The 22,974-nt window shown below is 34.4% G+C and carries 16 protein-coding genes; 2 read left to right on the top strand and 14 right to left on the bottom strand.

The window, feature by feature from the left end; genetic code table 11:
- Positions 1-32: 32 nt before the first annotated feature.
- From DNU06_RS12085 to lipB, 4 genes are all read right to left on the bottom strand, one after another.
- Positions 33-4,088, bottom strand: coding sequence for a T9SS C-terminal target domain-containing protein (locus DNU06_RS12085; protein ID WP_111063602.1), 4,056 nt, complete (start codon positions 4,086-4,088; stop codon positions 33-35).
- Positions 4,089-4,335: 247 nt separating this feature from the next.
- Positions 4,336-4,749, bottom strand: coding sequence for a hypothetical protein (locus DNU06_RS12090; protein ID WP_111063603.1), 414 nt, complete (start codon positions 4,747-4,749; stop codon positions 4,336-4,338).
- Positions 4,750-4,766: 17 nt separating this feature from the next.
- The gene (locus DNU06_RS12095) at positions 4,767-5,981 is read right to left on the bottom strand and encodes a serine hydrolase domain-containing protein (RefSeq protein WP_111063604.1); all 1,215 of its coding nucleotides are present in this window, start codon (positions 5,979-5,981) and stop codon (positions 4,767-4,769) included.
- A gap of 20 nt (positions 5,982-6,001) precedes the next feature.
- Positions 6,002-6,694: a lipoyl(octanoyl) transferase LipB gene (gene lipB / locus DNU06_RS12100; protein WP_111063605.1), complete on the bottom strand. Its 693-nt coding sequence runs from the start codon at positions 6,692-6,694 to the stop codon at positions 6,002-6,004.
- A gap of 53 nt (positions 6,695-6,747) precedes the next feature.
- Here lipB and DNU06_RS12105 point away from each other — a divergent pair, with 53 nt between their 5' ends.
- Positions 6,748-7,836: a cytochrome-c peroxidase gene (locus DNU06_RS12105; protein WP_111063606.1), complete on the top strand. Its 1,089-nt coding sequence runs from the start codon at positions 6,748-6,750 to the stop codon at positions 7,834-7,836.
- 90 nt (positions 7,837-7,926) lie between these two features.
- Entirely contained in the window at positions 7,927-9,015 is a 1,089-nt protein-coding gene (locus tag DNU06_RS12110) for a cytochrome-c peroxidase (protein ID WP_111063607.1), read from the top strand.
- An 11-nt stretch (positions 9,016-9,026) separates the two neighbouring features.
- On the opposite strand, the gene DNU06_RS12115 is transcribed toward DNU06_RS12110, so the two are convergent.
- The 10 genes from DNU06_RS12115 to DNU06_RS12160 form a co-directional block, all read right to left on the bottom strand.
- A complete protein-coding gene (locus tag DNU06_RS12115; protein ID WP_111063608.1) occupies positions 9,027-10,109 on the bottom strand; it encodes a DUF4837 family protein in 1,083 nt (360 codons plus the stop codon).
- A 12-nt stretch (positions 10,110-10,121) separates the two neighbouring features.
- Entirely contained in the window at positions 10,122-11,621 is a 1,500-nt protein-coding gene (locus DNU06_RS12120) for a lytic transglycosylase domain-containing protein (protein WP_111063609.1), read from the bottom strand.
- Positions 11,622-11,624: 3 nt separating this feature from the next.
- Positions 11,625-13,040 (bottom strand): Asp-tRNA(Asn)/Glu-tRNA(Gln) amidotransferase subunit GatA, encoded by a 1,416-nt coding sequence (gene gatA / locus DNU06_RS12125; RefSeq protein ID WP_111063610.1) that lies wholly within the window; start codon positions 13,038-13,040, stop codon positions 11,625-11,627.
- A 6-nt stretch (positions 13,041-13,046) separates the two neighbouring features.
- Positions 13,047-13,244: a twin-arginine translocase TatA/TatE family subunit gene (locus DNU06_RS12130; protein WP_111063611.1), complete on the bottom strand. Its 198-nt coding sequence runs from the start codon at positions 13,242-13,244 to the stop codon at positions 13,047-13,049.
- Between the two features lie 305 nt (positions 13,245-13,549).
- Entirely contained in the window at positions 13,550-15,295 is a 1,746-nt protein-coding gene (locus DNU06_RS12135; protein ID WP_111063612.1) for a T9SS type A sorting domain-containing protein, read from the bottom strand.
- A 37-nt stretch (positions 15,296-15,332) separates the two neighbouring features.
- Positions 15,333-16,394: a T9SS type A sorting domain-containing protein gene (locus DNU06_RS12140; protein ID WP_111063613.1), complete on the bottom strand. Its 1,062-nt coding sequence runs from the start codon at positions 16,392-16,394 to the stop codon at positions 15,333-15,335.
- Positions 16,395-16,475: 81 nt separating this feature from the next.
- On the bottom strand, positions 16,476-17,654 hold the full coding sequence (locus DNU06_RS12145) for a hypothetical protein (protein WP_111063614.1): 1,179 nt from the start codon (positions 17,652-17,654) through the stop codon (positions 16,476-16,478).
- A 31-nt stretch (positions 17,655-17,685) separates the two neighbouring features.
- Positions 17,686-18,975 (bottom strand): hypothetical protein, encoded by a 1,290-nt coding sequence (locus tag DNU06_RS12150; protein WP_111063615.1) that lies wholly within the window; start codon positions 18,973-18,975, stop codon positions 17,686-17,688.
- Positions 18,976-19,139: 164 nt separating this feature from the next.
- On the bottom strand, positions 19,140-19,892 hold the full coding sequence (locus DNU06_RS12155) for a LytR/AlgR family response regulator transcription factor (protein WP_111063616.1): 753 nt from the start codon (positions 19,890-19,892) through the stop codon (positions 19,140-19,142).
- 83 nt (positions 19,893-19,975) lie between these two features.
- A complete protein-coding gene (locus DNU06_RS12160) occupies positions 19,976-22,819 on the bottom strand; it encodes a sensor histidine kinase (protein WP_158526886.1) in 2,844 nt (947 codons plus the stop codon).
- Between the last annotated feature and the right edge of the window lie 155 nt (positions 22,820-22,974).

Here is a 22,974-nt window from a genome sequence, read left to right on the forward strand (position 1 = left end):
AAATTATAGAAAAAATTTTAAAAATTTACGGTCTATAAATTATCAAAGTCAGGTTTTCGAGATGTGCCAAACCATTTCAATACTTTTTCACCCACACCAGGTACTTCAATATGAATTATATATACCCCACTTGCAATAGGTATCCCAGCAGTATTTGTTAAGTCCCAATCTATTGAAGTAATGTCGCTTGCTTTATTAAACTCTCTTATAAATTGTCCAGAAACAGTGAAGATTCTTATTTTACAAACTTTGGGAAGGTTAGTAATTTTCACCACCTTATCTAATCTTGTTTCTTCATATAAGCTATAAGCATAATAAGGGTTAGGAACAATATTAATAAGGTTGAGTTTATCTGCAAGCTCATCCAGAACGTCAGTTTGCACGCGCTCATTTTCAGTAATAGTAAACTTGTATTTTGGCATGCCTTTATTGCTTGCTTTTGTTTCTTCTCGATAGGTATAAGGTTTACTCAACCTTATTTTTATTGCCACATCTGATTCCAAAATAGTATGGAATTCATTTGCTAATGGTGCGGCAATCCAGGTACAGTATTCAAAAACAGCTTTATGTCCTTCTTCCGTCTTTTTTGAAAGATTAGTTTTTATATATTGTCCTTGATCATATTCAGGCATATCATCTACAGCATCAAACACGTAAACATAATGCATGCCTCCCATTAAAGGTTCACCGGTAGTGTTTGTAATATTTGTTGATGGATTCCATATCATGTCATTACCATTTTCACCTGCTAGCCAAGAATTTTCTCCAAAAGCCATATTTAATCTTTTACCAGTGTTGATATTAATCGCATATCCAGGAAACCATCCCATACTTTTATCTCCATCACTAACCGGAATACCATCTTTGTTAACAGATAATTGTTCTCTTAATTCAAGTACATCTGCACCACCAACTGTTTGGTTTTCATTATCATTCATTTCAATTACAACACATTTGGTCCACAAAGATTGATCTTTGGTAATTTGTATATCAATATCATGCATGTTGGCCATTCTAAAACTATTGAAAGTAGATTGTTCTAATTGGTAATAACCTTCCAGCGCTGCTGTATTGGGATCATCTCCAGGATTACCCATGGGCATACCATAAACCTCGTAACCTACATACTTAAAGGAGGTGATTATGCCATTTAATATACCTTCCCAGTGTTGCGAAGGGTCATTATTGGAATTACTATCGTAATAATAGCAAGGATTATTTACCCATAAAGCTGGGCTGCAGGTAGGGTCAACAGGATTAGGTTTAAAATTAGAGCCAGCTCGAATCCAATTTGTTGTAAAATTAATGTCTGAATCTGGAATACCAGATAACCATATCTTGGATGAATCGGAAAAATTAATACTATTGCTAATGGGTGCAGTAGTCCATTTATGAGAGGAATATTCTCCACCATATTCATACTGGTTTAAGGTTACAGAAAGTCCCCATTCGGCAATTATTTCTTCATTATTATCGCCTACACCGTTTAAGGATGCGTAGGTTTCATTCACACCTTCATACTCCCTATTTAATACCCATTTGGTGTCATTTTTTACACCACCTCTTGAAATGTCAGCATCTTTTGAAAAGGTTAAGGTATAATTTCCAGCTTTCAAGTTTAAAGGGTCAATTACCTTTACATCAATTGGACCAAACCCTGCTTTATATTCTACTTCATCTATTTTATTATCCGTCAAAATAGTTTTTAAACTCTGATCAGAAAGTTCTAAAACTCTATTGCCGTTTCCTACACCTTCTATCTGGGTAACTTTTGGCGACCATCCATAATAAGTGCCAAAGGAAGTGCCGTTTCCTTCTATACTTGGGTTATGTGGAATACCTAAAACAGGTTGGATAGAACCAAAAGCAGCTTTTCTACTCGCAATGTAAGGTTGTTTTTGTCCATCAATTGTTTGGGGGTCGTCGGGAATGAATGTTTTATAATCATTAACGGCATAAGCTATAGCCATATAATAATATTTTTTGAAGTTGACCAATGTTCGATCTCCAGTGGCGAATAAGTCTTCGGTCACTAATAAAGAATGTTTTATTCCTTTGTTTTCAGCTTTAACCTCTACAGTAGGAATGGCAGCATTCATATCTAAATCAAAAGTGTAATTGATTAAATTTTTATAATTATCTTCAATATCGCATTGAAACACTAACCTGGCTTTTGTTAGGTCATCTAAATTATTAGCAGCTATATCTTTTGATTTTAATTGATAAATTTGATAGCCTTGAAAGCGGTATTCATTATCGAAGTCGCTCACATTGTCTACATTTATTATTTCTGGATCAATTTCTTGGTATAATTCATTTTCATTATTGGAGCCCGTAGGATTTGAAATGGTGATGATCAGTTGATTTTCCATTTCTTGAATTTTTAAGTCTGGTGCATGTGGTCCTTCCAAAATATTAAAACAATTATCGAATAAGGCTTGTGCTTTATCATCTGCTACAAAAAGTTTTTTTACCGATTCAAATGGACCACCAGAAGTGGCTCTTGCCCACACTACACCCATGGTGATATTATTTACAGCACCTGGTTTTAAAATAAATGGGCCGGCCGACTGTGCAAATCTTCTATCGTAAGGAATGTTGTTGGAACTTTCTTCCGTCCACTCTGCTTGAACGGTGCCTTCTGTTCCCCATCCTAATGGATCCGTATTGCCGGGAAACATAAAATCAGCATGAACATTAGGATTAGCTTCAGGGTCGGAAACGTGACCACTACCACCATAAACAAAACGGGAGCCATCTTTCCAGTATCCTTTTAGATACGCGTAATAATCTACTGCATTTTGAGGATCCGTTTGTGCACTGTTTCCTGCAGATCCACTATTGTTATAGTAGATAAATCTGCGCATTCCAAATCGTTCATTATCTATTAATCCATCTCCATAACCAATCCCTAAACCTTCGTATGGTATTCCTTTGTTTAAAATTGCTTCATCAATGTTATCCGTTAATGGATTGTCTAAATTATCATTATCTTGATAAGGTCCCTCAAAAAAATCGACACCAACTGCAGGTGGGTTATTGCCATAACCTTTATAGCCTTGTTCATCCCCATCATAGTTATCGCCGTTATAAGCATAACCCAAACCTCGGGAAACATCACAACCTACATAATCGTCATTTGGTCCGCCTAATGCTACATCTACCAATACACCAAAGTAAGTATCATATAAGGTTTGGGTAGAACGGTTAATCAATTCATAATTATAAAAAGTCATGTTATCAATTTCATTATTCGTGGCAAAGGCAAAAGCTTGAGCACGAATTTCCATTCCCAATGGTTCTCCACCTGTTTCGGTATGAATATTTCCTTTGTCGTTCATTATCCACCAAAGGGTTTGGTCTCCAAATAAAGTGACTGTTCTGCTGTTTCTACAATCTACATCTTTGTTGATGTCATACCAAGGGTAATCTCCATCTACTTCGGGATCATAAAATCCATTTAATCCATTTGGACTGTTGGGGTTGTCGTAGAAAGGGGCCAAATAGTAAGGCTGATTTAATGTAACATCTCCATGTGCAGGCCATTCTAAAATCGATTTGGGAATTTTATAATCAGGAAAATTGGTACTTTGAAAATTGGTACCATTGGCTTTATCTTCAATTCCTGCTTGAAACCAAGATGCGAATTGGGCTACTTCTTCTCGAAGTACAGAAAAGTGTTTGTCATATTTAATACAAGTTTCAGGTGTCACTTCTGCTTCACCATTAGTCACTAAAGGACCAGTCCAGTAATCTTGCCCATTTCGATACCTTAAAGCTGCTAATTTTAATTGTCCATTTGCATCAAGACCACCTAACCAAAGCGAGGACGTAAAGAGAGCCATTATTCCTGAGCCTTTAGGCACTTCATAATGAGAGTTATTTTGTCCGGCAACTTGCCATAAATTACCAGCTGTATGTATAAGGGCTTTTACATTATTTAATTCAAGAAATGTAGACGAATTTGGAGGAGAACAACCAGCAGCACGACTTTCAAAATTTAAATCATTATTAGTACCGGCGTGATAAACCTGGCCATGTACTAATGTTGTCATTAAAAGTAAACATCCTAAATAAAATAATTTCATGCAGTTAAAATACATAATAAAGTGAATATTTAACCCTTTGTCGGACCAATATTTCTTAATAAATTAACAGGTCTAATATTATTAATATACAGATTTAGCGTAGTTTAAAGGTGTTTCACGTGAAAAATACGCCGGATAAAAAATGTGTTTTATGCCCTTTTGATTATTTGTAGGTTAAAAAAACACACAGTAATTAGGGGAATAGGAAACGTTTTTTGGCGCTTAAATGATCACTTAGAAGGAATTATTATTTTATCAATACCCCTTTTTCGTTAATAATTGGAACTTTAATTAAGTTTTCTTCTTTGATGGTTTCTGGCAGAAAGATATATTTTTTGTCAAATATTTTTGAGTCAATATAATAACTTACCCAATACTCATTATTTAAACCAAATACAGTGTCCATAATGGGTTCAATTTTAACAAAACCACCCGGTTCAACAGTTCCTAAGGAATGTCTCAAAACAGATGTTTTAACGGATTCTCCATTGGCTTGATTTATGCCATATCCTTTAGAACTAATTAAAAGATTTGTAAGTTTTTGGTCACTAAAATTGATGAGGTATACGTTGTAAACTAAGGCTGTTTTTTCTTCATTTTGTTCTTGAATTACTGCCACCCCAACGTTCTCAACTTTGGGAAGTTTAATGTCTTTTCGCATGAATTTGTATTATAATGTTAGTTTGTTTGATTTAAAATAGACAGGCCAATATTAATGTAGGTAGGTAATTCCATCCTATGTCCTTCCAGTGCGTCATTTTTTTCATTGGCCGTATTGGTCCAATTAGCCAATGTGCCATCCCCTGTCCTTACTATAACGAGATCTTTACTAGGTATGGATATAATATATTGACCGGCCATTCCTCTAAAATAAGTAACTTCAAATGGGAGGCCTTTATAAATCCAATATTGGAAGCCATATAATAAATTTGCTTTCCCATTCGCCTTTTTTAGTGGTGCTAAGGATTTAAATGAAGATAAATAACTACTATCAATTACTTCTTGTCCATTCCAATAGCCATTATTATTAATTAGTTTACCTAGTCTTGCAAAATCTCGACTAGTAGCATAGAAACAACAATATGCTTTTACTTCCGAATCTTTATCTCCTACTAAGCTCCAAAGTGCATCACTTTCTGCACCAATTTTACGCCATAGTTTTTCGGATGCATAGGTGGTTACATTTCTACCTGTTGCCGCTTCAAGGATATACATCAGTACTTGGGTGTCGCCACTTTTATACCGCCATATTTCCCCAGGTGGTTCTTCTATGGTCCTTCTATTTAAACTTAAGTCCCTAGCGTCTGTATCATAGTACAACTCGGCTACGTCACAAAAAGGATGGTAATAATTTTCTGACCAAGAAAGACCAGAACTCATGGTTAAAATGTGTCGGATGGTAATATTTTCCTTGTCTCCTTTAAATTCGGGTAAATAATTTGCTACAGGTTCGTCAAGGGATTGAATATCGCCTTCCTTTAAAGCGACTCCAATTAGCAAAGAAACAATGGATTTTGCCATGGAAAAAGAATTTCCTGTGGCGTTTACGTCGTGTTTTCCCCAATATTCTTCATAAATAATTTCGTCTCCTTTTAATACCAAGAAGGAGGCAGGATTTAGAGAGGTTATAAATGCGCTGTCGGTTTCACTTAATGAAGTAGAATGTGTATTCTCTTGCAGTTTCCACTGTTCTCCATTACCATGACTTATTTTTCGATTATTAAAAATAGTTTGGTCATAAATTGTTGGTCTTGGAACTCCCCGAAAATACGTGGAAGCAAGTCCCTTATAAATATAGATTCTCCCAGACAATAGAATGATTAAATTGGCAATGATAAATAATGCCAAAATGCTAAGGACAATGTACTTAATAATTTTTCCCAATCTTTTCATTGCATTAAATATAGTATTATTTAATAGGAGAATTCAAAGACTTCTGCAATTTTTTCTTGGAGTACAGGTTTTACTGCTTCCAATGAAATAGCTTTTCCTAATTCAGCGCTCATAGAAGTAACTGCTTTGTCAGTAATACCACAAGGTACAATGTTATTAAAGTAATTTAAGTCTGGATTTACATTTAAAGCAAGACCATGCATGGTTACCCAACGAGAGCTTTTGACACCAAGTGCACAAATTTTTCTGGGATTATCCCCATTTTCATCAATCCAAACTCCTGTTAACCCAGCTACTCTTCCGGCCGTAATATTAAAAACTTTTAAAGTTTGAATTACAGCTTCTTCCAGAAAGCGCATGTATTTATGAATGTCGGTGAAAAATTGTTCCAAATCTAAAATTGGATAAGCAACTAATTGTCCAGGACCATGGTAAGTAATATCTCCCCCCCTGTTAATTTTATAATAAGTGGCTTTTTTTTGAATGAGTACTGCTTCGCTGATTAATAGATTTTGCTCCGATCCACTTTTACCTAAGGTATATACATGCGGATGCTCACAAAAAATTAAATGATTTGTGGGATCTAAATCTGTTTCCTCTTTCCTCTTGGCTATTTTTAAGTCTATTGATTCCTTAAACAAAACTTCTTGTTTGTCCCAAGCTTCCTTGTAATCAATTAAGCCGAAATCAATAAAGTTGACTTTTTTTATCATGAATACAAAGATAAGTCATATTTTTTTTAATAAAAAAGTCTTATTTTTGTTATATGCTAAAAGTGTTGCTCATTTCATCTTTATCTATTTTACTATTTTATTCATGTAGGAAAGATTTTTTACCCAATGCTGAAGGGAGCATGACGCCTTACAGTATTGATTACCCCACGGTATTGAAAAATCGTATTCCGCCAATGGTTATACCTAGTGATAATCCAATGACAGTGGAAGGGGTGGCTTTGGGAAGAAAGTTATTTTACGATAAAATATTATCGGGTGATCAAACACAAGCTTGTGCAAGCTGTCATTCCCCGTCGACTAGTTTTGTAGATACGGCAAGATTTAGTATTGGTATAGATGGTATTGCTGGAGATAGAAATGCCATGCCATTGATTAATATTGGATGGGCGAGTTCTTATTTTTGGGATGGAAGATCTGAAACCCTAGAAATTCAAGCTTTAGAACCAGTTGTAAATCCTATTGAAATGCATGAGCAATGGCCTAATGCAGTGGCTAGGTTACAAGCTTCTTCTACCTATCCAAGTTTATTTGAAAAAGCTTTTAATACCAATATAATCGACTCCTTATTAGTCGCTAAAGCCTTGGCTCAGTTTGAAAGAACTTTATTGTCTGGAGATGCCCCATTCGATAAATATTTAAGAGGAGAACCAACCGGGTATACGCAAGCAGAAGAAATAAAAATGATACAAGGATATAGTGTTTTTTTAGCGGATGCTGAATTTGGTGGAGCAGATTGTTTTCATTGTCATGGAGATGAGTTTAACCCATTGTTTACGGATAATATGTTTCATAATAATGGCTTAGATGAGGTGCATACGGATTTAGGATTAGGTAAAATTACAGGTAATCCAAGCGATAATGGTAAGTTTAAGACACCAACTTTAAGAAATTTAGTGTTTACCGCGCCTTATATGCATGATGGCAGATTTAAGACTTTAGATGATGTAATTGATCATTATAGTTTTGGACTAAAGTATTCTGCAACCATTGACCCATTGATGAAAAATGTTGGAAATGGAGGGGTACAATTGACCCCTGAAAATAGGGCATTGTTAAAGGCTTTTTTAATGTCGTTGACCGATAGTAGTTACACCACTAACCCAGACTTTCAAGCGCCTTAATAGGGTTTTAGTGTTGCATTTTAGTGCATTATCCCTTTGGCTTTTTGACCACGATTTTTTAAGTTAAAAAAAAATACTTAAGTTTGTTTTATGCTTAAGTTCATATTTATACTGGGTTTTTTGGTATTATTTTTTCATTCTTGTAGGAAAGATTTTACCCCAAGTGTCAACGGTGGCATTACTCCGTATATTATAGATTATCCCACAGTTTTAAAGAATCGCATAGGTCCCATGAAAATTCCGGTGGACAACCCTATGACGGTGCAAGGAGTGGAGTTGGGAAGAAAGTTATTCTATGACAATATACTATCGGGTAACCAAACACAAGCTTGTGCTACTTGTCATGCTCCAAATAGTAGTTTTGGTGATAATGAAAAATTTAGTACAGGCATTAATGGTGAATTAGGCAATAGGAATTCAATGCCTTTAATCAATTTAGGTTGGGCTGATGAATACTTTTGGGATGGCAGGTCAAAAACATTAGAATTACAAGCATTAGAACCTGTGATAAATCCTATTGAAATGCATGAAACATGGCCGAATGCAGTGGCGAAACTGCAAGCCTCAGCTACTTATCCTACTTTGTTTGAAAAAGCATTTAACACCAATATTATAGATTCTGTTTTAGTGGCAAAAGCCTTGGCTCAATTTCAAAGAACACTCTTGTCGGGAGACGCACCTTTTGACAGGTATTTTCGCGGTGAACCAACGGGTTATTCACATGCAGATGATCAAAATATGATTAAAGGTTATTATGTTTTTCTTGCCGACGCTGTGTCTGGTGGTGGAGATTGCGCGCATTGTCACGGTGATGAAACTAACCCCTTGTTTACCGATAATTTATTCCACAATAATGGTTTAGATGAAATGTTTACTGATCTTGGTTTGGGTGCTGTTACAGGAAATCCAAATGACAACGGAAAATTTAAAACACCCACCTTAAGAAATTTGTTATTCTCGGCACCTTATATGCACGACGGCAGATTTCAAACCCTAGACCAAGTAATTGATCATTATAGTTTTGGGCTTAAAAACTCAGCAACAATTGATCCTTTAATGAAAAATGTTGCAAATGGAGGCGTGCAACTGAACTCTGAAAATAGGGCATTGTTAATGGCTTTTTTGATTTCCTTAACGGATAGTAGTTTTATCACCAATCCATACTTTCAAGCACCTTAGTTTTTATTGAATTAATCTACTACTTCAACGGTACTTAAAATGGCATTTACCTCTCTTAATAATTCTCTTTTTTCAAAATTTAAAGCATATATATAAGTCGAAACGTGAATGATTCTATTTCTAGTGGAATGATATAGAGCAACTTCTACAAAAGGGCCTCCACCGCTAGCGGCTTCGTTTCCTGCGTGTTTCCATAATCCTTCAATTTTAACTGCATTGGCTTCACCTACCTTAACTGCAGTAAATTTGGGCGCGTGTGTCTTATAATACTCAGTCGCCATATATGAGTTAGGAATAGTTCCTTTTACGGCATATTTTAGGGTGCTGTCTCTATTGTTGAGTAAAGCTTGTGGTAGCATATCGGTTGAATCTGTATATGGACTATCCCAAATTAAAATGCCTTTTTTAGCCCAATAAATACCACCTTTGGCTTTTGTTTTAGGGTTGTCGGCAAACTCTTTACTATTTTTATCTAAAGCATAAATAATACTGTCTAAATCGGCTTCAAAATTAGCCGTGCTCGGTACACCAATTCCTATACCGAATTTTTCTCTTGCAATTTTATCAAATGCTGCATGTCGTGTATAGGTGTATTTTTTAATTAATCGTTCGTTTTCTTGGTCGTTAAAAACAGCAATATAAGTAGGTAACTGTTCTTGAAAAAATTGGATTAATCTGTCTTTATCATTGTCTTTAACTACCATGTAAATTTGTCCATCCGCTAAATGATTTTTTTTGATGACAACTTCTGTTTCTTCAAAATTGGCAGTTGGTTCTAAGATAATACTTAAAAAATTTCTATTTTTTTTGCCCAATTGATTGATTTCACTTGGATCTTGTTGAAAATAATCAAAAATTGGCTCGGCAGAAATAAAAGGGCCGGGCGCTGGTTTGGAAAATGCTTTATAAAAAATAGAATCTAAAGTACCTTCCCATAAATTGTCTTGAACGGATATTAATACCCTTCCAGCGGGACCAGTAATTTTTGGTAATTGACCAGATACACCAGAATTTATAACCTCAGTATTGCTCGGTGCCGGTTCGCAGCCTACCCATAAAAATGTGACAAGACTTAGAATGATTACGTTTTTCATAAAGGTTGAAATTTATTTAATTGCAATTTTAATTTTTTGACCAGGCTTCATCTTTTTAGGATTTAAGTCGCTGTTCAATGCTTGTAAGTCAACAAAAGATATGCCTAATTTTTGACTAATGGACCAAAGGTTTTCTCCTGATTTCAAAGTATAGTATTTATATTCTCCAGAAGGAGAGGTAATACTTGGTTTTTTTGTAGTCTTTGGTGCACTTGCAGCCTGGGTTGCTTGAATAGTTGATTTTTCATAAGTATTGATGAATCTTTTTTCTGGAATCATCACAATAATTCTTTGTCCAGGAAATAATGTCGAGTTTCTCAATCCGTTCCATTCTCTAATGTCATTATTAGAGGTTTCGTATAATAGGGCAATGTCCGACATACTTTCATTGGGTTGTACGGTATGTGTTTTCTTTTTATTGAGGACGATATAGTTTTGATTGCTAGTGTCTAGGTAATTTTGATAGTTGTAAAGTGAGTCTTGATACTTGAAAAAATCGCCCATTAACGCAATGGGCAGTACAATACATTGTGGAGGATCTGTTGCTGGTATATAATCGGTTTTGTATTGCGGATTTAATGTGTTAAAGTCAGCTGTGGAAAGTCCAATGATAGAATCTATATGTGATATTTTTACAGAAGCACTCAAACATACTGTATCTGTTTCATGGTAGTACATATTGGCTTCCATGGGTATAATTTGATGTTCTTTATAGTAAGTCATCATGTACATTACCGCATAAAAATTAGGTACATACATTTGTGTTTCTTTAGGTAAATACGGACGGATTAACCAATAATTAGTCTTTCCTCCCGACCGTCTAATTGCTTTGTTTACGTTTCCTGGTCCACAATTATAAGCAGCTAATGCCAAGTCCCAATCACCGTATAGGTTAAATAAAAATGACAAGTAGCGACAAGCCGCATCCGTTGCTTTAATCGGATCGTACCTTTCGTCGATATAAGAATCTGCGTATAAGTTTAAAGAACGACCAGTACGGTACATAATTTGCCAAAGTCCTGCTGCGCCAGCCCATGATTTACCGGTGGGTTTTAATGCACTTTCTACAATGGGTAGATACCTTAATTCTAAGGGTAAATTGTAATTGGCTAAACTGTTTTCAAACATTGGAAAGTAGTAAAGCGAACGTCCCAACATCACAGCAGTGTATCGACTTCTTTTTTTTACAAAATAATTGATGGTTTTTAACAGGGTTGCATTGCTCGTTGCAGTAAAGGGGGTAGTTTTGACAATCGATTCTAGTCTTTGTGCGTATACCGAATCTGGAAATTCGACCACAGAACGATCTTCCCGTCCAAGTTCATTTAGAATACTATAGGCTTCTGGTTTTCCAAATGTTTGTAGGTAATAATCAAACAAAGCGGCCTCCACGTTTCCTAAAAAAGCTTCAGATTGAAAGGTATCCACGAAAATATCTTGATTGACTTTTGGCTGTCCTTTTACATTGAAAAAAAGAAACACTACCCATAAAGTAAGGATTCCTTTTAACATATCTTATTGCTTTAAATCCATCAAATACGCTGAAATTGAAAGCAATTCACTTTCTTTTTGGTGTTTACCAATCAATTGTAATCCAAAAGGTAAACCATTGGAATGTGTACCCATAGGTAATGAAATTGCGGGATTTCCAGCCAAATTCGCTTGCACTGTAAAAATATCTTGTAAGTACATTTGAATGGCATCTTTTACACCGCCTATTTTAAATGCAGTATCTGGTGTGGTAGGTAACAATAAGACATCATATTCCGATAATAATTCATTGGTTTTATTTTGAATTATACGTCTCACTTTTTGCCCTTTAGTGTAGTAAGCATCATAATAACCATGCGAAAGAACAAATGTACCCAGCATAATTCTTTTCTTTACTTCTTCTCCAAAACCTTCACTTCTTGACTTTTTATAAGTTTCTTCTACTCCTTTCACATTATCAGCTAATCGACCAAAATGAACACCAGTATATCTGGATAAATTGGAAGATGCTTCTGCTGTTGTGAGCACGTAATAAGTAGGTACCATAGCATCTAAATAAGGAAAACTAACAGGTTCAACCGTATGTCCTTCTTTTTTTAATACTTGGATCGTTTGTTCTAATTTCGTTTTTATTTCAGGATTTAGTCCTTTTGATTCTAAACAATCACTGATGTATCCAACTTTTAAACTTCCTTTCTCAATTTTTTCAATTGGAAATTCATTGATATCTTCCTGAATTGCTGTACCGTCGTATTCATCTTTTCCAGCCATAACAGCTGTAATTAATGCAGCATCTTTAATCGTATTGGTAAACGGACCAATTTGATCAAATGAAGAAGCATAAGCCAAAAGTCCATACCTTGAAATAGTACCATAAGTAGGTTTAAAGCCTATTAAGCCAGTAAAAGAAGCTGGTTGACGAATGGATCCACCCGTGTCACTACCAATACTTGCCGTACATAAACCTGCAGCCAATGCAGCAGCAGACCCTCCTGAAGATCCTCCTGGAACTTTATCTTCTTGAATGGGATTTAATACGTTTCCAAAAGCGGAGTTCTCATTCGAACTACCCATGGCAAATTCATCACAGTTTAAGCGACCAATAATAATGGCATCTTCTTGAATCAATCTTTCTACTGCGGTTGCAGTATAGATAGATTCGAAACCTTCTAATATTTTTGAAGCGGCAGAAACTTTGTGATTTTTATAGGCCAAATTATCTTTAATACCTATCACCATACCGGCTAGTTTACCAGCGGTATTATTTTTTATTTTAGCATCAATTTCTTGTGCTTTTTGAATCGCTTCCGCTTCAAAAACTTCTAAAAAAGCATGGATATGTTTTTTAGCTTCAATTTGTTTTAGGTAGTGCGAAACAACATCAACAACTGTTGTACCATTATCAATTGCTGACTTTACTTTATCGAAAGAGGTATACATCAAAACTTATTCTTCTAATTTTCCTTTTGATTTTTTTTCATCTTCTCCTTCTCCACCCATCTCGTCTTTAAATCCTTTGATGCCTTTTCCCATACCTTTCATTAATTCAGGTAATTTTTTGCCACCAAATAATAATAAAAGCGCAAGTACAATAAGTCCAATTTGCCAAGGGCCAATCATTCCTGCTTCTAAAGTATTTTCCATGTTAATTATGTATTAAATGATAAAGTGCAAATTTATGAATTTTAATGCATATCCCTGATGAAATAGTTTATTTTATATGAATTTGAAATAAATCCTATTGGAAATGATCATATGCAGCTTATAATTATAGTTTTAAAGCGGTTTAATGATATAATTAAAGGGGATGTTTCAATGGAAAACACCCCCTTTTATGGGTAAATAAAAAACGATTAAGTTATTCATCCAAAAACACATCTAATTTTTTTATACTTTAGCCACCACCTTTGCAAAACAGAGTTGTTTAGCTTTTAATGAAAGGAAAGTTTCTAATTTTTGATTAGCCTCTTCATGATAGGATTACTACTCCCTATAATAATTTTTGCAGTATAAACCCCATTTTGTAAACTGCTAATATCTATGGTTTTTTGGTTAATAAACTCACTTACTTTTTGTCCCATTAGATTATAAATGGCTATTTTTTCAATGTTTTCTGTTGTAGAGAACGTAAGTAAACCGGTTGTAGGATTGGGATAAGTAGTGATTTCTAAGGTGTTGTTTTTTACCAAGCCAGATGTTCCCGCGGAACAATCTTCACTAAAGCTTGCTGTGGCGTCTATATTGGTCCAATTTGTTGTGCTGTATACTGCATCATCCACTTCAATACAAGTAAGGTTTGGGTTATTGGTTCCTGTAAACCAAACAATGGTTGTATTATTTGAATTGCTAAGATTTACTGATGCTAGTTGAGAATTATCGTTAAATTCTACATTTATCAACGCCGGGTTTTGAGATAAATCTATGCTATTAAGTGAATTATTATTATTTCCATAAAACTCAGATAAATTAGTGTTCTGAGACAAATCGATATTAGTTATTTGACTTAATCCAAAAGTTAATACACTTAGTACTGGGTTTTGCGTAGTATTTAAACTTGTTAGGGGGTTAGCATAACACGCCAGTGATATTAGGTCAATATTTTGGCTTATATCTATATCTGTCAGTTGATTTCCTGAGCAACTCAAATTAGTTAAATTTATGTTTTCGGTGACATTGAGGTTAGATAAATTGTTGAGTGATGAGAGAAAAGATAGAAGTGCAGTATTTTGAGTAATATCTATATCCGACAGTTGATTCGAAGTAAAGTCTAGTTCTACCAAATTAGTGTTGTGAGATAGGTCCAAGCTTGTCAGTTGATTATTTCTGCAATTTAGATTTTCTAGACTTGGATTATTTGTAGTTTCAAGACTAGTAAGTTGGTTTCCATCACAATTAATCAGGCTAATGTTTGTAAAAGATGCAAGACCTGTCATGCTGGTAATCGATTGATTTAGGCAGAGAATTGATCCTGTAAAAGCACTGGCTTCACTGCATTCTATTTCGGTATTCCCATTTGTATTTATTGCACTATTTCCAACTAAGTAGGTTTTGAAATTGGAATCAGGTATTGTTACAATACAAGTTGAACAAGAAATACTAAAACTGGATGCGGGATCAATATTAGTCCAATTTGTTGCACTGTTTGTAGAATCATCTACTTGAATACAGGTTAGATTAGGATTGTTAGCACCTTCGAAAACAGTAACATTTGTATTGTTTCCATTTGCTAAGTTTAAATAGACTAGTTGGTTGCTACTAAATTTAATTGAATACAACCCAGTCAATGCTGATAAATCTAGTGAAGGTATCGCATTTCCAGCACAGTTTAATATCGTTAAATTAGTATTGTTGTTTAAATTGAGATATTGAATGTTGTTGTAAGCACATCCTAGGATGGTAAGCGCAGTATTATTCGATAAATTTAATGCGGTTAAATTGTTTGAATGGCATCTTAAATCAGTTAGTGCGGTAAAAGCCTCTATTCCAGTTAAATTTGAAATACCCATGGTCCCGCAATTAATTTGGCCTGTAAAAGCACTGGCTTCAGCTACTGAAATTTCAGAAGGGTCTGCGTCAGTATTTATGGCTGCATTACTTAATAAGTATGCTTTAAAATTAGCATCTGGTATGTTTACATTTTGTGCCGTTGCAAGCGTTGCACTAATAATAGCAATGGAAAGTAAAAGTGTTTTCATAATAATGCGTTTTTTGATTATGATTTTGTGTGTTTTCTTAGTTTTTTACCAATTTCTTCGTACTTACATTACCGTCTTGTGTTTTAACTACGGCCGTATAAATACCTTGTGTAAGTTCGCTAATGTCCATTTGGTTGGTTTGGTTAAATTCTAACACTTCTGCCCCAGCTAGGTTGAAAATATGCACGGCCTCAATTGTTTCTGAACTAATTAAATTCACAATTCCGTTTGAAGGATTAGGGTATAAAGAAAGGCTTGCAGTATTGTTTTTTGATAAACCTGATGTACTTGCCGAACAATTTTCACTAAAGCTTGCTGTTGCGTCTACATTGTTCCAGTTTGTTGTGCTGTATGCTGCGTCATCCACTTCAATACAAGTTAGGTTTGGGTTGTTTGTAGCTTCAAAAATAAGACTTGTATTAGATCCATTTGCCACATTTAGACTTTCCAAATTCGGGCAATTTGAAACCGATATATGTGTAAAATTAGGAAATGATGAGAAATTAAGCCCTGTAAAATTGGTTTCACTTATGTTGAGGTTTAGGGCTGCATTCGGAAAAATGGTAAGATTGGTAAGCGAAGGATTATCTGAAACATCCAAAGTAGTGAGCAATGGATAGTTTTGTGTAATTATAGAACTGATGTTATTGCCAGAGACATCTATATAAGTCACTACATTGTTTTGAGGAAGTGACAATGTACTGATTTGACAGTTTGATGCATCAATGGTTGATAGTTGGTGGTGTCCACCCATGGTTAAAGTAGTTAGACCTACAGAGCCAGAACAATCAAAATAAGCAAGGTTAAAACAGCCAGAAATATCTAAGGTGGAAACAGCTGTATTTCCGGTGTTATTAAATCCAACAATATTGGTAAATGCTTCTAGACCAGTAAAATTCGATATAGCTGCTCCATTCATATTTAAGTAGCCGGTATATACCGCCGCTTCATTAACTGAAATTTCCGTGTCTGCATTTGTGTTAATATTTGTATTTGTTAGCAAATATTGTTTAAACGCATAGTCTGGAATGTTTACGTTTTGTTGTGCTATTGCAAGTGTTGTGCAAATAATGGAAATGGTAAAGACAAGTGTTTTCATATTGTTTAAGCTTTTAAAAAAATTTAAAAGACGCAGTTCATCAAGCTGCGCCTTACATGGTTTTTGGGTTTGTTTTTTTATTTACTCGTCTAAAAATTCCTCAAACTGTGACCAAACCGCAATTTTTTCTGGCTTGTCAGGATTCCCATTAAACATTAAGTCTGCATTTTCAGAATATAATAATGAAACTACTCCTTCAGCAATTAATTCGCCATTCTCTCCATCTCTGTTGGCATACATTTTTACTGTTAAGTTGTATTTTTGTCCAACCTTAAAACTGTTTTTATTCATGTATAAACACTGCATAAAAGCGTAATCCTGTACATATTGACTGTGATATTGGTTATAGGTTCTCAACGCCTTTGGTGAATGCTGACGCCATTTAAAGTCTGATGTTTCCCATCTTGAAATCATTTTACTCCATGCTGCTGATTTTGCTCTATACTCAACTCTATCGGTTGTTTTACCACCCATTTCGTATACCATATTGATATCTTGTCCAGGAAATTGAACTGAAGGTGGTACCTTAAAAAATGCCATATAATTCATATTTCCAGCCATGTCTAGTTCACTGGTAAAGCCTTTTCCGTTTACCATAGGTGGCGTTGCTCCATGCCCCCTTTTCATTAAATGCCAATCTTCAGTGGCAAAAACAATCTTACCAACATTGTTAGCATATAGTGCATTTTTCATCCAAATTGCTGTTTCTTTTTCAGCTTCGGCTCCATTAATTTTTGCCATTTGTTGATCATATAACACTTGTGCCGTTTCTAAATCATAATCGTTAAAATCTGCAGAATCTTTAGAAAGCACGGTTACGACAGCCCCAGAACTTGTAGAGGCGAACACATTATCAGCTATTTGAACAAGTGTTCCAGTTCCTGATGAAAAATAATTAATGTCCAATTTTGATTTGTATTTTTCTTTTAAGAAATACTTTTCAGTAATCTCTTTTCCGTCTAATTGTCCACCGTGAACCACTAATTTATTTACAATTTCACCACCTTCTTCTCGGTTGTATTCTAGGCCCATTGTGCGGTTATTTCCCACTAGCACAACAGATGTAAAATAAGTTCCTGATACACCGGTAGCATCTGTATAATCATAAGTTGTATACTTTGCCTTTCCTTTTGCAGCAGCAGCCATTTTTGCATTGGCCTTGTCTAACTTGGCTTGCATTTTCTCTTTCATTGTTTGCGCATAAACGTTGGTTGACCCAAGCATAAGCCCAATAGCTAATATTAGATTTACTTTTTTCATAGATTTATTTTATTTGTTTTTTATTAATTTCTTATTTATTGGAAGTACCATTTGCGCCACGGGTTCCATTTCTCCCATCTTTATTATATGATTCTTCTCGCTTTCCTCCAGCACCGCCATTTCCCCCTTGCACTTGTATTATCATCTTAATTTGACTGGCACCTGACCCCGAAACAGACACCTGACCACCGTTTCCACCGTCACCTCCAGCAGCTCCATTTCCTCTTCCAAACCCACTGTCACCACTGCCACCGTTTCCTCCTTTTGCGTTTATTGTTACTGTATTTTCAATATTAATTTTTGCCTCATACAATACGCGATATGAAACGTCACGAATGGTTATCTTAGTGACATTGTTACCATTAATCGTCATTTTTTCAGCGGTAATGTTTACACTTTTACCATCTTTTCCGAGACCACCTCTTGCACCACTGCGGCCATGAGCGCCTCCATTTCCTTGGAAATTGTAATAAGCGTTATTTCTATAATTTAAAGGATGTTCAAGTTTTGCACTGATGGAACTATTATATTTTGACCATACTTTTAAAGTGATTTTGTCTCCAGGAATGTTCCTCGTATCATTATCTACCTTGAAGTCACCACCAGCAAAGTTTCCACCAGTTGTGGAAGATTCAAAATCTGTATAGGGTGTTTTTCCGCCTAAATTTTTTGTTTTTAAAACTTTACCGTTCGTTAAAGTGACCTCCATTCCAATTGGAATTATAGAAAACATACCTGCATCAATATTTGGGTCAATGAGCTTTACTTTAATGGCTTTAATCGACTTTCCTTTTAGCGTATTTTCTTCGGCTTCCTTTGCGGCAATGGCTGCATTGAGCTCTTTTCTTTCGTCTCTTGACCCCGACTGTTTACTTTTAATCGCTCTACGATAATTGTCTAGTTGTTCTTTCTCAGCGATATAACTACCAACTTTTCCATTGGTTAAAATGTAGGTGATTACCGCCCCTTTAGATGCGGTCCAAGTATAATAGTAGATTTTTTTATCAATTACCGTTACCACAGTTGTGGACGCCTTTGTTAAATAATAAGCAGGGTATGATGGTAAGTCAGCTGTGTAAAACTCGTCGATAATTCCAACTCGTTTTACAAGTATTTTCGGATAGACATCTCCCTCTTTAAATAATTCAACTGGCCAATTTTTTTTGGCTTGTTCAAACACATACTTTTCATATCCTTTACTTATCGTTTTAAAAACAGCGTAACTGCCAGTTTCGATTTTTGAAAATTGAATGTTTTGATTCTCTTGGGAAAAAACTACCATTTGCATACAGGTAATTGCCAATAATAATAAATGCTTCATCATAGGTGATTTTATAATTCTGGCACAATATTATACTATGCTTATAGGACCTACAAGACAACTTTTAGGAATAGACCATTTTTATTTAGGAATGGATAATAAAGGGGTAATTACGCGTGGAATCCTATTAAAATATAGGGAATACAATAGGTATAAGACTTGTATTAATGTTTTTTGAAGTCTGTATCGAACTGCGAAACTTTGTATTTAGACAGTTTTGCTTGTATGTTATTTTCAAGTAAAATAATCAATTTCGATTTGGAATACTCCTTTATAAATGCTGTATTGATAATCCAAGATTTATGGGTACGAAAAAAAAGGTGGTTATCACTTAAAATTCTTTCAAAGTGTTTTAAGTTTTTACTGACAATATATTTTTGCTTATCATTAGTATGAATAAAGCTGTACGACTCACTCGCTTCAATAGCAATGATGTCTTCAATTAATAATACCTTTTGATCTCCTTGAAAAGGAACGATTATCCTTTTGTATTTATTCTCTTGTAAACTTTTAACAAGCACTTCGTAATTGACGGAAGCATTTTTAATTTCTCTTTTTGATATAAACTTAGTCACCGCCTCTTTTAACCGACTAATTTCAATCGGTTTTAGTAAATAATCTACCGCGGAAACTTGAAATGCTTTGACAGCATAATGGTCATATGCGGTAATAAAGATGATTTCAAAATCAATTTTATCAAAAAAGGAAGTGATTTCGTAGCCTGCAAAATTTGGCATTTCAATGTCTAGAAATACTAAGTCTGGTTTGTGGCGCTTTATGGATACAACCGCTTGTTCAATATCTTCACATTTGTCCACGATATGTATCTGAGGGCAAAACCTAAATAATAAATTTGAAAGTATATCTCTAGCACTTTCTTCATCATCAACCAGAATAGCATTAAACGTTTTGGACATCTTACAAATATTGAACTAATTAATTAATAAACAAAGTCGTTGTTTATTAATGGGTATTTTTGTTTCATTAACGGCAGCAGTTGTTAAAAACGTCTTTTAAAGGGTATTTCCATAATCACTTTTGTCCCAACAATTTTTTGATCAGAAATTACATCAGACAGTGTAACACTGACGTTTTTACCATATAAATCTTTCAAAATTTCAAATCGATTGATGATTGATTTAACGGAAAATGATTCATGATTTTTGTTTTGACGGTTTTTGATTTCCTGTGATTTTACCCTGCCAATTCCATTATCAATAATTTCGCATAATAGCTTTTCATTTGTTAAGCTAAAAACAATGGATAATACTTTGTCGCCCTTTTTGTGCAAAAGTCCGTGCTTTAAGGCATTTTCTACAAATGGTTGAATCAGCATGGGCGGAATTTCTAAATCACTTATTCCGTTGACTTCAATAGTAAAGGAAAAATCCTTTTTAAACCTTAGCTCTTCTAATTCTAAATAAACAGTTAATACATTTATCTCTTCTTCAATATCAATAAACTCTTTGTCGGAATGGTTCAATATTTTTCTCACCAGTAAGGCAAATTTACTAATGTAACCATAAGCATTTTCGCGGTCCTGTTTTAGAATTAAATCTTGGATTGAGTTTAAAGAATTAAAAATGAAGTGAGGATTCATTTGTGACTTTAAAGCGGTTAATTGGGTTAAGTTGAGCTGGTTTTCTAATAGTGCTTTTTTTTGTAGTCTTTTAATTTGAATCTTGTACACCAGATACGTAGCGATTAAAAACAAAGAGATAACCAGTGCGTAAAACCACCAACGTTCCCAATAAGGTTTTTTAATAGTGAAAGAATAATAAATGGTTTCACTTTCGTTCAATTTATGAACTGATTTGACTTTAAAGGTATATTTATTCGGCGGAAGAGATTTGTACTCAAATATGTGGTCTTTATGCGAACTTATAATCCAGGTTTTATCGATTCCTTCTAGCTGATGGTGGTAATAAATGTCATTTTGATATTTTAAACTTTTAGAATCTATTTCGAAGGCAAATTTTTTCTGATTGTGTTCGAAATTATGACGGCTAGTGTCAACTTTTTCTTCATTAACCAATACCTTTCCAATAGCAATGGAAGGCTGGAACGGGACATTAATAATTTTATCGAGTTTTATTTTTTGAAGCCCTTTGTGAGTCAAAATCCACAAATGGCCATCATACATTTCAAAGTTGAGAATAAGATTACTTAGTAGTCCGTTTGATTTATTAATGGATGTTAGCACTTTTCCTTTTTTATCTGTTATATTCAATCCGATATTAGTTGAAATGAACAATTTATTATCATAAGTTTTAATTAACGTTATACGGTCAGATATAAGTCCTGTTTTCTTATTCCAATGGTCTATAAGAAGGTCGTTTTCAAAAACGAGAACTCCTTCTCGTGATGCTATATAAATTCTGTTATCAATGTTTAATATATCTCTACATGCTAATTTTTCTCCGTTAAGTTTAAAAAAATGGGAACTATCTTCATTGCCTATTTTTAAACCTGTATTAGTTACTGAATAGATAGATTTGGTTTTAGAATTATAACCTACAGATTGAGACCATTCTTTAAATGTGGAAATGGGGATTGGTTTCTTTCCATGGAAATGGTCCTCATCCATTAGAAATAGGCCTGCACTTGTAGCAATAATATATTGTCCGTCATCTTTTCGACAAATACCTCGCATTGAACTTATATCTACGTAATGCTTTTGCCGAGTTAAAAGGTTAAATAAGTTGTTTTTATTATCGTTAAAAATTATAGTGTTGTAGCGCGATAAAACAGCTAAAAATTCTATTTGCTGAGCACCTTTCTTTTTAATGTTTTTTATATTATTTAAGCTGTCTATTTCAAATATTTCACCCTTTTGAGTTCCAATAAAGAGAGTGCCATCTTCTGAAAATGTCAACTGAGAAATATTGCTAGATACTGATTTTAATTTTATTTCTAAGATGTCCAAATTTGGTATCACAATTAAACCAGACCCAAAAGTCCCTAGAATAATATTGCCCTCATTGTCTTTCAAAAAGGCCGAAATAACTTGTGAATCGAATAGTGGTTCATAATTGTTTTTTGCATTCAATTTTTCATCAAACAAATAGATGCCACCGGATAAATTGGCCGCCCAAAAGTTAGTGTTATCCGAAAAATACCTTGTTTTTTGATTGACATACTTGAAGTCGGGCAGAGTTGACACCAAGTTGGAGGACATCACAGGGTTTATTCTGCTATTTTGGCCGCTGTTAATTGCCCCAGAACCCTGATTATAAACTATTACAGAGTTTTTGTGTTTGACATGCTGCAGAAATGCAGGATGGATCGTATTTGTTTTTTCTTGCGTTAAAATGTCATTTTTTAGACGATAAACATTTTTGTAGAAGCGGCTATAAAAAACTAAGCTGCTATCCATATTTCTGTAAACCTTAAAAAGGCGCTTTATTATTTTTCCATTATTTGATAAACCAACCACATCTTTGTCAATAATGTATTTGATTTTTTTATTATCTGATACTTGAAACACTTCTGTTGTCGAAATTATTAGCTTATTATTATTGTCGAATTCGTAATCGATTTCTCGACTCATTAAACTATCTGGTACAGTAAAAAATAGCTTACAAGTATCGTTTTTCATTTGGAAAATTTGGCCGCTGAGATTACTACAATAAACGATATGGTCATGGTCTTCAACAAAATTGAAAACTGCTCTAGTCTTCATTTCAGTAGTATTAAATAGTTGAAATTTGTACGTATCATATTTAAAAAGTCCGTAATTTGATGCTATCCAATAATTTCCATTTTGATCTTGATGTAAGTCATAGATATTCATACCAGCCAGCTCATCTGCACCCAATATAAAGTGAGATGGCTGTTGAGCCAATGTATTAAGTGTTAAGCATAATAAAATGAGAAGGGTTGTTTTTATTTTATTCAAAATGATCATTAATTTTAGCCTAAGATATTAATTAGTGTTTAGACTAGCATGAATAGTCCTTAATAAAGGAAGAGCTTGTTCACTAACAGTCGCTTTGGCTT

The sequence above is a fragment of the Putridiphycobacter roseus genome (assembly GCF_003234935.1).
GTDB lineage: Bacteria > Bacteroidota > Bacteroidia > Flavobacteriales_D > Crocinitomicaceae > Putridiphycobacter > Putridiphycobacter roseus.

Coding starts and splice junctions, on each gene's coding strand:
- DNU06_RS12110 (WP_111063607.1), top strand. CDS start 7,927: ATGCTTAAGTTCATATTTATACTGGGTTTTTTGGTATTATTTTTTCAT.
- DNU06_RS12135 (WP_111063612.1), bottom strand. CDS start 15,295: ATGAAAACACTTTTACTTTCCATTGCTATTATTAGTGCAACGCTTGCA.
- lipB (WP_111063605.1), bottom strand. CDS start 6,694: ATGATAAAAAAAGTCAACTTTATTGATTTCGGCTTAATTGATTACAAG.
- DNU06_RS12150 (WP_111063615.1), bottom strand. CDS start 18,975: ATGAAGCATTTATTATTATTGGCAATTACCTGTATGCAAATGGTAGTT.
- DNU06_RS12090 (WP_111063603.1), bottom strand. CDS start 4,749: ATGCGAAAAGACATTAAACTTCCCAAAGTTGAGAACGTTGGGGTGGCA.
- DNU06_RS12145 (WP_111063614.1), bottom strand. CDS start 17,654: ATGAAAAAAGTAAATCTAATATTAGCTATTGGGCTTATGCTTGGGTCA.
- DNU06_RS12095 (WP_111063604.1), bottom strand. CDS start 5,981: ATGAAAAGATTGGGAAAAATTATTAAGTACATTGTCCTTAGCATTTTG.
- DNU06_RS12140 (WP_111063613.1), bottom strand. CDS start 16,394: ATGAAAACACTTGTCTTTACCATTTCCATTATTTGCACAACACTTGCA.
- DNU06_RS12120 (WP_111063609.1), bottom strand. CDS start 11,621: ATGTTAAAAGGAATCCTTACTTTATGGGTAGTGTTTCTTTTTTTCAAT.
- DNU06_RS12155 (WP_111063616.1), bottom strand. CDS start 19,892: ATGTCCAAAACGTTTAATGCTATTCTGGTTGATGATGAAGAAAGTGCT.
- DNU06_RS12115 (WP_111063608.1), bottom strand. CDS start 10,109: ATGAAAAACGTAATCATTCTAAGTCTTGTCACATTTTTATGGGTAGGC.
- gatA (WP_111063610.1), bottom strand. CDS start 13,040: ATGTATACCTCTTTCGATAAAGTAAAGTCAGCAATTGATAATGGTACA.
- DNU06_RS12085 (WP_111063602.1), bottom strand. CDS start 4,088: ATGAAATTATTTTATTTAGGATGTTTACTTTTAATGACAACATTAGTA.
- DNU06_RS12105 (WP_111063606.1), top strand. CDS start 6,748: ATGCTAAAAGTGTTGCTCATTTCATCTTTATCTATTTTACTATTTTAT.
- DNU06_RS12130 (WP_111063611.1), bottom strand. CDS start 13,244: ATGGAAAATACTTTAGAAGCAGGAATGATTGGCCCTTGGCAAATTGGA.